This window comes from Bacillus cereus group sp. Bc061 (assembly GCF_027715825.1).
GTDB lineage: Bacteria > Bacillota > Bacilli > Bacillales > Bacillaceae_G > Bacillus_A > Bacillus_A paranthracis.
This window is the reverse complement of sequence record NZ_JAQFTZ010000003.1, coordinates 81,022-93,356: the sequence shown is the minus strand read 5'-3', so window position 1 is coordinate 93,356 and position 12,335 is coordinate 81,022. Positions and strand designations below refer to the sequence as shown.

Below are 12,335 nucleotides of genomic sequence, written 5' to 3'. Positions count from 1 at the left end.
TTTAACTTGAATCCTCCCTATCATGAAGGATTTTTAGTTTATCATGTTAAAAAATTCGCATTATCTGCTATAATTCAATTTTATTTCGAAGTCGTTTCACATAATTACGACTTACTGGAATCGGTTGCTCATCATATTTATCTAAATACAGATTATATGTGCCATTATAGTAAGGCTTTAACTCTTGTACATATGACATATTAATTAAATAACTTTTATGCACACGTAAAAAATCATATGCATTTAGCTTATTTTCTAGCTCCTGGAGTGTATATGTTGAAATATACTGATTATTTGTTGTATAAATTGAAACTGTTTTGTTTTCCTTATTTTTGCTTACATATACAATATCTTCAGGGAAAATATACCGAATCCCCTCTTGACCTTCTATCGGTAGTTTACGCAAATAGCTCTTTGCTTTCTCACCTTGCTCTTTAGCCATTCTATATAAAAGGAATTGCAAATCTTCCTCGCGAAATGGGCGTAGTAAATAATAAACTGCTTGAAAACGAAATGCTGTAATGGACTCTTCTATATCTTCACCCATAAAAATAAATTTCGTATAACAATTTACTTCCCGTAATAAACTTGCATATTCAAAACCCGTTCCATCTAGTAATTTTGAATTTAAAAAAACAAAATCTGGTGTATGCTTCTTCATCATAAATAATGATTCTGTTCCTGTATTTGCTTCAAAACATTCTACATTCCTTATATTTTCAGTAAATTTTTCAACTAAACTTCTTCGCTCTTCTGCATCTTCCATGATCAGTAAAATTTTCATTTCTTCAACCACCTAATTCTTTTGTCCGTATGTCCTGTTGTATACATTCGCTTTTATAAGGAACATTCCCTTTTTCTTACTATACCATTATTTATCTAAAAAAACAGAAAAAAGGGAACCATCATGGTTCCCCCTGCCCTTTTTTCCGTTATTTGTAGGCAGTAAAACCCACTGAATGAGAAAACATGGGCTCTTAGTTTTACTACTCTAAAACATAATTGGTACGGACCAATAATTGAGATCACTTACCGATTAAAGTTTTACCTTATACTAATTCTCGTTGTTTCGTTTCTTGCCCAAGTATAATTACAGCAAATACGCCTATTAAAATTGATCCACAGAAAATCGTAAATATTAGTGATAGTGAAGCCTGTAAAGCAACTAAATATCCTACTAATAGCGGTCCAAGAATACCACCAATACGACCGAATGCTGCCGCCATCCCTGCACCTGTACCACGAATAACTGTTGGGTATTGTTCAGGTGTATAAGCATATAATGCACCCCAAGCACCTAAATTAAAGAATGATAGTAACATGCCTGCTACGATTAATACCGTTAATGACTCTGCCACTCCAAATAAGTAAGCACTGCAAGCTGTACCAATTAAATACGTAACTAAAACAAACTTACGACCAAGACGTTCAATAAACCAAGCAGCTGTGAAATAACCTGGTAATTGAGCTAACGTCATAATAAGTACGTATTGGAAACTTTTTATTAAACTAAATCCTTTTAATACCATTACACTAGGTAACCAAAGGAACATGCCATAATAGGAGAAGACAACAGAAAACCATAAAATCCATAACATAATTGTTGCCTTACGATATTCTCCAGACCAAACTGACTTTATATTTTCGATAACGGATGGCCTTTTTTCAACCTTTTGGAATCTTGGAGAATCCGGTAAATTCCACCTTAAATATAAAGCATATAGTGCCGGAACCGCACTCAATATCATCGCAACTTCCCAACCATATTTCGGTATAACAAAATACGAGATAAGAGCTGCGATTAGCCATCCACCTGCCCAAAAACTTTCTAATAGCACAACTATTTTGCCACGTTCATGTGCTTCAACACTCTCCGATACTAATGTAGAAGCAACTGGAAGTTCTCCACCAAGCCCCATACCAATTAAAAATCGTAAAACAAGGAACATAGCAAGTGTCGTCGTTAAAGCCGTTAAACCACTACCGATAGAAAATAATAATAATGTAATAATAAAGACTGATTTCCGCCCTATTTTATCTGATAGTATTCCAAAAACGAGCGCCCCGACCGCCATACCAATTGAATTAATACTACCTATCCAGCCCATTTCTTGGGTACTTAATCCCCAATCTTTTTGCAGCGCTACCATTACAAATGAAAGCATTCCAACATCCATTGCATCAAATAACCATCCAAGCCCCGCTATACCAAGTAGCTTTCGCTTCGAAATTTCTTTCACCTTGCCCACAAGAAGTCCTCCTTACACAGCTGTCTTTACACATCATTTTACATGTGTGAATTGTATAAGTAAAATACTTTCGGTAAAAAATTCTCCTTCATCATTCCCAAAAAGTAAAATACTTATCCGACTATTTGAGGGCAGTAAGACCCCTCACCTCAAAATTCAGCTGAAGCAAAGAGAGATAGATAAAAAAACCATGGCCATTAAACACCCGATTAGTGAGTGTCCGCAATCGGTAGTAGATGAATAAAAACGCACTTTATTAAAAATGGACAAATAAAAAAGTAGCGATAGAACGCTACTTTTTTGAACGCATGACTTCTTTTAAAAATTCCGCTAATACTAACTGACGACGCCAACGCGTTGGATTGCTACACAATCTATAAAACCACTCTAAATGGATCGCTTGAATCCATTTTGGTGCACGTTTTACCTCTCCAGCCCATACATCTAAACTTCCGCCTACTCCAACGGCCATTTTCGTTTCTAAACGATGTTTATTCGTTTGGATAAAGTTCTCTTGTCTCGGGAAGCCAAGTGCAACAAGCAATAAGTCTGGTTTTGCCTTTTGAATACGAGAAACAATATTCTCTTCTTCTTCTTGTTTAAAATACCCATCTTGTATACCCACAATAGATACAGCTGAATACGTCTTCGTTAAATGATCTGCTGCAGCTTGTACAACATGCGGTTTTGCACCTAATAAGAAAACTGATACTGGTTTATTGTCTTCTGATAACGCCGCAAGTAAATTACACATTAAATCAAAACCTGCTACACGTTCCTTTACAGGTGTACCTAACATACCACTTGCTTTTACGACTCCAATACCATCAGGTGTAATTAAATCTGCATTTAATAATGTTTGATGGAATGCTTCATCCTTTTTTGCACACATAACAATTTCAGGATTTGCTGTTACTACCTGAAAAGTATGTGTTCGCTCCACTTCTAGTTGTTCTTTTAAATATTGGATCGTTTCATCCATTGTCATTGTAGAAAAAGGAACGCCTAGAATATCAACTGTTTGTACTGCCATAGTTAACTATCCTCTCTATCATTACAAGTTTTTCGCTATTAATTGCTTATATGTTTCCTTTGTATCTTCATATAGTTTTTGAAGTGAGAAGTTCATAATAGCATGCTCATAAATATGTTTCCCCATTGCTGCTAATTCTCCAGTTTTCCACTTATCATACGCTTCTTCTAAAGCTAATGCTAATGCCCTTCCATCATCTGTTGGCACAATCCATCCATACGTTTCATCTACAATTAATGGTTCAATTTCTCCAGCCCTAGTCACAATTGATGGTACGCGTTGATTTGCCGCTTCTAATAAAACTAGTGGAAATCCTTCACTATGGGAGGTTAATAAATTCACATGTGACGACGCAAATAATTGTTTTACATCTTGACGATGCCCTAAAAACTCGACTTTATTATTAATCCCTTTTTCAGTAGCCAATGACTTTAGATTTTCTTCTAACGGGCCATCGCCAACTAACAATACTTTAATTTTCTCTAATTTTGTTCGTTGTAACGCATCGAATAGAACTTCATGTCCTTTCACAGGATGCAATCGTGCTACTTGGATTGCCGTAAATACATCTTCATCAATATTGAACATTTCTTTTTTATTATAACCTTCTGCTTTTTCCTTATCGTATTCAATTCCATTATAAATAACATGCATCTTTTCATTAGAAATACCTAAAGCAGCTAAACTTTTCTTTAATCTATTTGTTACAACAAAAAATAAATCTATATTTTTTAAGGCTTTCAAATTCAATTTCGTAAAAATCCAACCTTTTAAGCCTTGTTTAGTAAAGTCTTCAAATGGATCACTATGAATAGTCGTTACCCATTTTGCCGTTATTCTCTTTTTCATTAAAGAAACATAGAAATTAGCCCTAGGACCATGCGTATGAACTATATCAAATTTTTCATTATTAATGAATTCGCTTATATTCTTTAAAATAGATAAATCATAGCGGGATTTTTGTGAAAACACATGGACTTTTATCCCTAACTCTCTTGCTTCTTTCGCAACAATTCCATCTTCAAATACCGCTAATTCTACTTCACCAGTTGGAAACTGATCGAGAAGTGAAATAATATGTGTTTTCCCTCCCCCATCTTCTGCTCCTGCATTCATATGCAATATTCTCATATTTTTTCCTCCTTTAAATCCTCGCCACATTTCCATCTATCTTTATTTTACTGTACTAAAAAATAAAAGCTAACAAAAGTTAGCTTTTATTTTAATCATTCAATTTCTAAGTCTACAATTAGATAAGCTAACACCACTACAAAGTAGATCCCAACTCCTGGTGCTGTTAAAATATGTCCTGCAATATAAGCAATACCTAATGCTAACAATAAGCTTGCTGCAATCATTCCATATTTTATATTAAATATCTCTTTAAACCTTGTAATAAATACTAGTAGGATTCTTAAGCCGTAATAAATAAATGGAATCATTAGTAATGCAAAACCAATAATCCCAAAGTCATAAAACCAATCATGGAAGTCCATTTCAATTAGCTTTGGATCTGGCTGCTTTTGTTCATTATATTTAAAATTACCTGCATAACCCATTCCTAATAACTTTTGTGACGTTGGCGCTTCTTTAAAGAACTGCTTATGTCTTTCTTCATATACTTGACGTCCGCTGAAAATAAGATTTTCTTGATTTTCTTTCTTTTGCTCTTTCTCAAGCTCTTTCTTAACTTCCTCTTCTATCTTTGCCTTTTCTTCTGGCTTTTCAACTTTATGATGGTTTTCTTCTTTTGCTTTAAGTTCTTGCTCTTTTTTCAGCTTCTCTTTAATTTCTTTTTCTTTTTGACCTTGCTGTGCCACATTTTGCTCTGATAAATAGTTATTGTGAATGCCCATATTTTGTGCTAATGGCGTTTGTTTAAACGTTCCAACTACACCAGCTAATAGGACAATAGCAATTACTGCATTAAACGCAAGGGATTTTTTGTTCGGATTTTTTCTATCAAATAATAATTGTAGTACAATGATCCCGATTGCTGCCGCTAACGTAGCACCAATTGAGCCCATTCCTACTTTCGTACCGACCTGAATTAATGAGTAAATCATTAAAAGCGATGGAATCCAATATAAAACGTGTTTCCAGCTCTTTGTTTTTTGAATAGAATATAGTACCACAATAGGGAAAATAATAGCTAAGATTGAACCTAGTTCATTCCCTGCATAGAACCAACCTCGAGAACCTACCTTCATCCATTCATAACTACCAAAGTCAGTAGATGTTGAAATAGAAATAACCATAATTGCGTTAATGATTAATGTAGAATATACAATACTATTTCGAACCTTATCACTAATATTAACTTTCTTTTTCAATGATTTTAAAGCTAAAATGTATGACCCCAGCATGATATATATATATAATGCTTTCGCAACGAATTTAACTTCTTCACCAAGTACAATAGGATCCTTAACTAGTTTGTTATTAATAAATCCTACCCCTAAAACTCCGGCTAATAATATCAGATAAATTAAAAACTTTCTATTTCCCTTCTCTTTTGCCTGAATTAAAATATAAATGCTACCAACAGCCATAATAAGGAATCTTACTAAAATTCCAACGGTAGCACTTGACTTTAATAAAGTGATGCTAAGAGACGTTAATAAATCTAAAACAGGCTGTAAAATAATAAAAAAGAGCAAAAAACGCTCAAATCTAACCCTAGCTTGATTTGCTAACATTCCAAGACCTCCATACAAAATCTTAACATTATCTTTTAATCATAATTTTTTATCATTCAAACACACCTAGCAATTATAACATAACTCATATTCAAATCGAGAACTATTTTTCCAGCTAAAACTAGCCAGGACAAGTATTAATCAGTAATAGAAATTACTGTTCTTTCGCTATACTCCTTATTTTTACAAAAGCTATCTAACAACCATCCCCTTATTTTTGTCAGTATATACATATTTTTTTATCATTTTATACAGATGTAAACAACATACCTACCATTGTAACATTTTACCAAGTAGGTAACACCAAAAAATGTAAAATTAATCTTTTCATATCTTTTTCAAATTACTTTATAGCTATTTTCCAAACATTTTCAAACGCTTTCTTTATGTATTTTATCCGTTTTTCTACATGTAGCGAAAAGTAATTGTTATTTCCAATACTTTAGTGTATATTTTTTCTCTGGAACATCTTTAAGAGGAAGGGATTAAGGCCATGTTATTAATCGATATATTTACGTTTCTTGGCATTATCGCCGCTGCCATTTCTGGTACATTAGTTGGTTTAAAAAAAGATTTAGATTTATTCGGTGTCCTTTGTTTAGCTGTAGCTACTGCGCTCGGCGGCGGTATTATTCGTGATATTATGATCGGTAACCTGCCTCCCGTCGCATTTGTTAAACCCATTTACTTTTTCGTAAGCGTATTATCAGCATTATTTACTTGTATGTTTTTTGAGCGTATCAATAAACTTCAAGTTGTTATTATGCTTTCTGACGCTGTTGGCTTAGGCGTTTTTACAGCTATTGGTGCAAATGCGGCAATGTCACATCATGTTGACGCCTCATTTTTAGTTGTTTCAATGGGAGTTATTACAGGTATTGGAGGCGGTATTTTGCGTGACATTTGCGCTCAAGATATCCCCTACGTCTTCCGAAAAGAAATTTACGCCATCGCTTCTATTTTAGGGGCAATTAGTTTCCTAATCACATATGCAATGGGGGCACACGTATTGGCTTTCTATGTTTGTTTATTAGTAACATTCATTATTCGTGTTGTCACTGTCATATATAATGTACATTTCCCAGTTTTCTTTAAAACACATGCTAAAATTAATAAAGGTCATTAAGAGAATTCTATATGGAATTCTCTTAATTTATATACTATTCTACACACTAACATAGAGTAATTGTATATAAAAATATATAATTATATTAGAACCAAAAATGAAAACGCTTTACAAACAGGGGGAAGAACGATGCTTGGGGTTTTTAAAAAACATAACAATAAAACAAACGTAAGTATACTTGAATTAAGTAAGAATCAACAAATCACTTTTAACGTTCCTACTAATTCTGAACTGAAAATTCAAATGGATATGCTACATATTTCAAAAGAAGATTTACAAATCGTAAAGGTACTACAGCCTTTTATTTATGAAGAAATTGATTGGATTACTGAAAAATTCTATTCCAATATTACAAAACAGCCTAATTTAATTACGATTATCGAACGTTATAGCTCTATTCCAAAACTAAAGCAAACTTTAAAAACACATATAAAAGAATTATTTAGTGGAGATATGCATGAAGACTTTATTGAACAACGTGTTAGAATTGCAAAAAGACATGTACAAATTGGGTTACATAGAAAATGGTATACTGCCGCTTATCAAGAATTATTCCGCTCTATCATGAAGATTTTAAAAACGAAAATTACAACAATTGACGATTTTTCTTATTCTATAAACGTAATAAACAAATTACTTACTCTTGAACAAGAACTCGTTATTGCGTCTTATGAATCTGAATATGAAAGAATGCAAAAAGAACTTGAAAAAGAAAAAGAAATAACAGCTATGACCATTACGCACATTGCAACAGAACTAGCATCTGTATCTGAAAAAACAAGCGCTTCTATTCAGCAGTTAACCGCTAAATCTGAAACGATTGTAGAAATTGCTAAAACAGGTACGTCATTAGCTACAACATCAGAAGAAAAAGCAAATAAAGGTAAAGAACAATTAAATGAGCAAAATAAACGAATGGAATACATTCAAACGAACATGGAAACGATTATTACAGATACACATGAACTTCTCGATATTTCTAACAAAATTAACGAAATTATAGATATTGTAAAATCAATTGCCGAGCAAACAAATTTACTCGCACTAAACGCTGCAATTGAATCTGCGCGTGCTGGGGAATTTGGCAAAGGCTTTTCTGTTGTAGCTGGAGAAATTAGAAAGTTATCAGAGCAAACGAAAGAATCTATATTTAACGTTACAAAGCTCGTTGAAAAAACAAATGAACAGATTGTTCGTGTCTCTTCTTCCGTGAAACAAATTAGCTCTCTCGTATCTGAAGGAACTGATAGTATGTCTGCAACGGATCAATACTTCCAAGAAATCGTAAAAGACATGTCTAACTCGAAAGAACAGAATAAAAAAATTGAGAATGAGTTAGAAACCATTTCACAAGTAATGAAAGGAATTCAAGACGATTCCTCAAAAATGGCTCTAACAGCCGATAGTTTACAACTGGAATTAAATCGATAGAGTGAAGTTTATGTCAGTAGAGATATTTTATCCCTGCTGACTCTTAGCTTTCATCTTCTATCCATAAAAAAAGAATCCAAACTGGATTCTTTTTATTTTCTGAAAAATATTTTTTGACAATACACATAACTCATATAAACACCAAAGCTTTGCAAAATAAACAATGCTGGCACAATAAGATTATAATATGCCATATCGACTTGGAAGAGCTTTAACAATACGTATCCGCTAATTAACAATAAGAACAACATATATCCCTCATTTTGTTGTTTCTTAATAAGAAAGTGTAATAGAGCTATAGTCATAAACAATGTTACCGCTATATATATCAGTTTTTCACATTTGAAAAGAGTAGAATTTATCCCCTCATCTGAAAACTGATTTATCACCGGTTCTAAAAGTTTAAATCTTTCTCCCTCAATCTCTTTTAACTTCTGATCAATATGCTCTGTTACACTTTGATTTTTCGATACTTTTTCCTCACGTTGCGCTTTTCCAATTAAGACAGATTGAACATACGTCTCATTCGAAATCGTATATTGTGACAGTCCCATTGTCTTAATTCCATAATTCACACTAAAATGAGCACTATAAAACAGAATAAGTATCCCTATCGTCTTTAGTAACACTTTTTGTTTCGTTGCTGATTGAAGCACTTCAATTAATAATACATATATCGTGATAAAAATAGGAAGAAATAATCCCATTGGGAAAATCATATTACTACATGCAAATAAAATCGCTGAAAACACCCACATATAAGGATGATCTAATCCTTTATATAAAAGTATGTAACAAGCAAAATAAAATAAAAATATTGCAAGTGACTCAGGAGTTAATACGGAACTCATGAATATATTTGGAATATATAGGGCATAAAATGTGGAAGCAATACGACCGCATTCTTCTCCAAAAACCATTGCCGCAATACGATAAATAAAAAATGCAGTTCCTGCGCAAAATAACACATTAAATAGTTGTAAAGCAAATAATGTATCACCAAATATACGAATAATTACTGACTCATATATAATAAACGGCAAATGAGTTATAGTCCCTATATTATTACCAATTGCAATCTCCTTTGCAGACTCATACATCATTTTCATATCACCAATTATTGGAGCGTCTACAAATAACAGCATACTAAGCCTCACAACTATAGATATACTTATAAGAAAAATAAGAAATTGTTTGTCTGTAAAACGATATTGTAGAATTGTTGCCACTAACAAAATGAGTATGACGAAAATTGCCAATATGATTGTTACACTTGTTGTACTTCCTCCAAAAAATTGCTTACTTGTCTCAAATGCTGTCCAACAACTATAAACAAAAAATGCGAGCATCGCACCAATCGTAATTTTATTGAAGAAAGATGAAAAATTTGTTTGTATATGATTCATATGTCCATTGCACCTCTATTTCCATTCATAACAAAACGATTCTATCATGAATGGGTACACGGCTGATAGGGAATTTCTATGACAAATACATAGTCATTACTTTTTACTTGCAATGTAAGCGAATCCTCTTTTACACTACATTTTAGATAAAATAAATTTTCTTTCAGTTACATGAATACAAATACAGAAGTTTAAATAATCCTCTTTTGGAATACGCTTTACTTTATTAAATATCTAATATGAGTAATCCACTTACACATATTATTCTGATTGAAAACAGACTATAGGGGCTGAATATATGGAAAAGAAATTCATGCGAGAATCAAAAGCAATTAAAACAACACGTGTTTTTCCTAACGATTTAAATAATCACCAAACACTTTTTGGAGGGAAATTATTAGCAGAAATTGATAGTATTGCTTCAATTGCGGCTGCAAGACATAGTCGTAAACATTGCGTAACAGCATCTATTGATTCAGTTGATTTTTTAACTCCAATTCACCAAGCTGATTCTGTTTGTTATGAAGCATTTGTATGTTATACAGGGAAATCTTCAATGGAAGTTTTCGTAAAGGTAATCGCAGAAAATTTATTAGCAGGCGAGCGTAGAATTGCTGCCACTTGCTTCATTACATTTGTGGCAATAAAAGATGGAAAACCTTCGTCCGTACCACAAGTACTTCCTGAAACTGAAGAAGAACATTGGTTACACACAACCGGTTCAGAACGCGCGGAAAATAGAAAAAAAGGACGTTTAAAAAGTAAAGAAATGGCTGAGGTTTTAACTTTAAATAAACCTTGGAATATTTAATACGATACTCTTCCATATACATGCATAGGTTCTTTCTTCCTTGCATGTATTTTTTATGCAAAATATTCCCCCTTATCCTTTTATTCTCAATCTGTCCTCTTAAATCATGCACCAGCTTTTCCTTTATTTTGTTATACTGTTAATGGTATATTAAAGAAAGTTCGTTTAAAAATAACCATAATATGATTAAGTATATAAGGGATGGTGCGGTAATGACTATTGAAGTACCAATTTCAATACCAAAAACGTTAATTATTATTCCAGCGTATAACGAGGAAGAGGCAATTGCAGATACATTAACAAGATTATTAAAACTAAAACAGCATTTTACTGGATTAAGCATTTGCGTTATTAATGATGGATCACACGATAAAACAGCTCAAATCGTAAAAGAATTTCCTGTTCACCTTGTGAATTTACCATATAATCTAGGTATTGGCTCAGCTGTACAAACTGGATATAAATACGCATATGAGAATGGATATGATATTGCGATTCAGTTCGATGCTGATGGACAACATAACCCAGATGATTTATATAAAATTATAAAGCCTATCGCTGAAGATGAATGCGATATGGTACTAGGGTCACGTTTTACAGAAAAAACAGCATATAAAGGTAGTATTTCCAGAAGAATCGGTATTTTTTATTTTACTGCCCTATTGAAAGTACTAACAAAACAAACATTTATGGATCCAACTTCTGGATATCGTGCTATCAATCGAGAAGTAATTACAATTTTTGCACACAATTATCCAAAAGATTATCCAGAACCAGAAGTTCTTATTCATTTAAAAAAGAAAAAACTTCGCATTAATGAAATATCTGTAAATATGCAAGAGCGACAAGGTGGACAATCTTCTATCACACCTTTTAAATCTGCATATTACATGATTAAGGTCAGTCTTGCTATATTGATGCAAAAAATCGTGAAAGGTTGATAATAAATGCCTATAATTACCTTTTCATTCATCTTTATTTTATTATTATTATTATTAATTATTAATTCTATTCGTCGCGGAACTTTAGAAACGAAATATGCTGTTTTGTGGATTTTTGTTTGTATTGCAATGGCTATTTTAAGTTCTACCGATAAAATTATAAACTGGATTGGAAAACTACTAAAAGTAGAATATCCCCCTTCCATTTTATTTTTATTTGGATTATTATTCTGTTTCATCTTAATTTTTGATCTAACAAGAAAAATTTCTAAACAACATCATCAACTTGTAACATTAACGCAAGATTATGCGTTACTAAAGCAAAAACTACATGCAACTGAGCCAGACAAAGATTAACCTATCATTTCAATTCTTAATACAAAAGCCTCTTACTTTCATATTAAGAATTGAAGGGCACTCCACTTGTTAGACATATTCTAACAAGTGGAGTGCATTTTTTATGGCTCAATTTTCTTCAACAGAAAAAATCCAAGTAGTGAAACAATATTTGGATGATACAGAAAGCGAAAAAATAATTGTTAAATCTATAGGAGTTACTCCATATAGCGATATAAATAATCAATAATTATATTTCTGAATCAAAACCTCCCATAATAGACTACCTATTATTCCAAGTAT

General features: G+C 32.6%; 12 protein-coding genes and 1 pseudogene. 7 read left to right on the top strand and 6 right to left on the bottom strand.

Annotation, left to right across the window (positions count from 1 at the left end; all coding sequences use genetic code 11):
- Positions 1-67: 67 nt before the first annotated feature.
- From PDQ40_RS14760 to PDQ40_RS14740, 5 genes are all read right to left on the bottom strand, one after another.
- Entirely contained in the window at positions 68-784 is a 717-nt protein-coding gene (locus tag PDQ40_RS14760; RefSeq protein WP_000698252.1) for a LytR/AlgR family response regulator transcription factor, read from the bottom strand.
- A gap of 265 nt (positions 785-1,049) precedes the next feature.
- Positions 1,050-2,249, bottom strand: coding sequence for an MFS transporter (locus PDQ40_RS14755; protein ID WP_000521096.1), 1,200 nt, complete (start codon positions 2,247-2,249; stop codon positions 1,050-1,052).
- A 292-nt stretch (positions 2,250-2,541) separates the two neighbouring features.
- Positions 2,542-3,282 (bottom strand): WecB/TagA/CpsF family glycosyltransferase, encoded by a 741-nt coding sequence (locus tag PDQ40_RS14750; RefSeq protein ID WP_000290741.1) that lies wholly within the window; start codon positions 3,280-3,282, stop codon positions 2,542-2,544.
- A 21-nt stretch (positions 3,283-3,303) separates the two neighbouring features.
- Positions 3,304-4,413: a glycosyltransferase family 4 protein gene (locus PDQ40_RS14745; protein WP_001221233.1), complete on the bottom strand. Its 1,110-nt coding sequence runs from the start codon at positions 4,411-4,413 to the stop codon at positions 3,304-3,306.
- Positions 4,414-4,508: 95 nt separating this feature from the next.
- Complete coding sequence (locus PDQ40_RS14740) at positions 4,509-5,981, bottom strand: O-antigen ligase family protein (protein WP_000880772.1); 1,473 nt, start codon at positions 5,979-5,981, stop codon at positions 4,509-4,511.
- A 493-nt stretch (positions 5,982-6,474) separates the two neighbouring features.
- Between PDQ40_RS14740 and PDQ40_RS14735 the strand changes: the two genes are divergently transcribed.
- From PDQ40_RS14735 to PDQ40_RS28220, 3 genes and pseudogenes are all read left to right on the top strand, one after another.
- Positions 6,475-7,107 carry a trimeric intracellular cation channel family protein gene (locus PDQ40_RS14735; protein WP_000924376.1) on the top strand — a complete coding sequence of 211 codons (633 nt, stop codon included), beginning with the start codon at positions 6,475-6,477 and terminating at the stop codon, positions 7,105-7,107.
- Positions 7,108-7,236: 129 nt separating this feature from the next.
- Positions 7,237-7,734: pseudogene (locus PDQ40_RS28225) on the top strand (protoglobin family protein); the annotation flags it as partial.
- A 63-nt stretch (positions 7,735-7,797) separates the two neighbouring features.
- Complete coding sequence (locus PDQ40_RS28220; protein WP_370530095.1) at positions 7,798-8,538, top strand: methyl-accepting chemotaxis protein; 741 nt, start codon at positions 7,798-7,800, stop codon at positions 8,536-8,538.
- Between the two features lie 92 nt (positions 8,539-8,630).
- On the opposite strand, the gene PDQ40_RS14725 is transcribed toward PDQ40_RS28220, so the two are convergent.
- A complete protein-coding gene (locus PDQ40_RS14725; RefSeq protein ID WP_001015646.1) occupies positions 8,631-9,944 on the bottom strand; it encodes an ArnT family glycosyltransferase in 1,314 nt (437 codons plus the stop codon).
- A 298-nt stretch (positions 9,945-10,242) separates the two neighbouring features.
- Here PDQ40_RS14725 and PDQ40_RS14720 point away from each other — a divergent pair, with 298 nt between their 5' ends.
- The 4 genes from PDQ40_RS14720 (at position 10,243) to PDQ40_RS14705 (ending at position 12,282) form a co-directional block, all read left to right on the top strand.
- Positions 10,243-10,755: an acyl-CoA thioesterase gene (locus PDQ40_RS14720; RefSeq protein ID WP_000412121.1), complete on the top strand. Its 513-nt coding sequence runs from the start codon at positions 10,243-10,245 to the stop codon at positions 10,753-10,755.
- Positions 10,756-10,967: 212 nt separating this feature from the next.
- Entirely contained in the window at positions 10,968-11,696 is a 729-nt protein-coding gene (locus PDQ40_RS14715) for a glycosyltransferase family 2 protein (protein WP_000151538.1), read from the top strand.
- Between the two features lie 6 nt (positions 11,697-11,702).
- Positions 11,703-12,053, top strand: coding sequence for a DUF2304 domain-containing protein (locus PDQ40_RS14710; RefSeq protein WP_001121772.1), 351 nt, complete (start codon positions 11,703-11,705; stop codon positions 12,051-12,053).
- A 103-nt stretch (positions 12,054-12,156) separates the two neighbouring features.
- The gene (locus tag PDQ40_RS14705; RefSeq protein WP_000046732.1) at positions 12,157-12,282 is read left to right on the top strand and encodes a hypothetical protein; all 126 of its coding nucleotides are present in this window, start codon (positions 12,157-12,159) and stop codon (positions 12,280-12,282) included.
- The last annotated feature ends 53 nt before the right edge of the window (positions 12,283-12,335 follow it).

What these genes read in the sequence shown, in the direction of transcription:
- PDQ40_RS14760 (WP_000698252.1), bottom strand. Translation starts at nt 784, where the DNA reads ATGAAAATTTTACTGATCATGGAAGATGCAGAAGAGCGAAGAAGTTTA.
- PDQ40_RS14750 (WP_000290741.1), bottom strand. Translation starts at nt 3,282, where the DNA reads ATGGCAGTACAAACAGTTGATATTCTAGGCGTTCCTTTTTCTACAATG.
- PDQ40_RS14745 (WP_001221233.1), bottom strand. Translation starts at nt 4,413, where the DNA reads ATGAGAATATTGCATATGAATGCAGGAGCAGAAGATGGGGGAGGGAAA.
- PDQ40_RS14740 (WP_000880772.1), bottom strand. Translation starts at nt 5,981, where the DNA reads ATGTTAGCAAATCAAGCTAGGGTTAGATTTGAGCGTTTTTTGCTCTTT.
- PDQ40_RS14735 (WP_000924376.1), top strand. Translation starts at nt 6,475, where the DNA reads ATGTTATTAATCGATATATTTACGTTTCTTGGCATTATCGCCGCTGCC.
- PDQ40_RS28220 (WP_370530095.1), top strand. Translation starts at nt 7,798, where the DNA reads ATGCAAAAAGAACTTGAAAAAGAAAAAGAAATAACAGCTATGACCATT.
- PDQ40_RS14725 (WP_001015646.1), bottom strand. Translation starts at nt 9,944, where the DNA reads ATGAATCATATACAAACAAATTTTTCATCTTTCTTCAATAAAATTACG.
- PDQ40_RS14720 (WP_000412121.1), top strand. Translation starts at nt 10,243, where the DNA reads ATGGAAAAGAAATTCATGCGAGAATCAAAAGCAATTAAAACAACACGT.
- PDQ40_RS14715 (WP_000151538.1), top strand. Translation starts at nt 10,968, where the DNA reads ATGACTATTGAAGTACCAATTTCAATACCAAAAACGTTAATTATTATT.
- PDQ40_RS14710 (WP_001121772.1), top strand. Translation starts at nt 11,703, where the DNA reads ATGCCTATAATTACCTTTTCATTCATCTTTATTTTATTATTATTATTA.
- PDQ40_RS14705 (WP_000046732.1), top strand. Translation starts at nt 12,157, where the DNA reads ATGGCTCAATTTTCTTCAACAGAAAAAATCCAAGTAGTGAAACAATAT.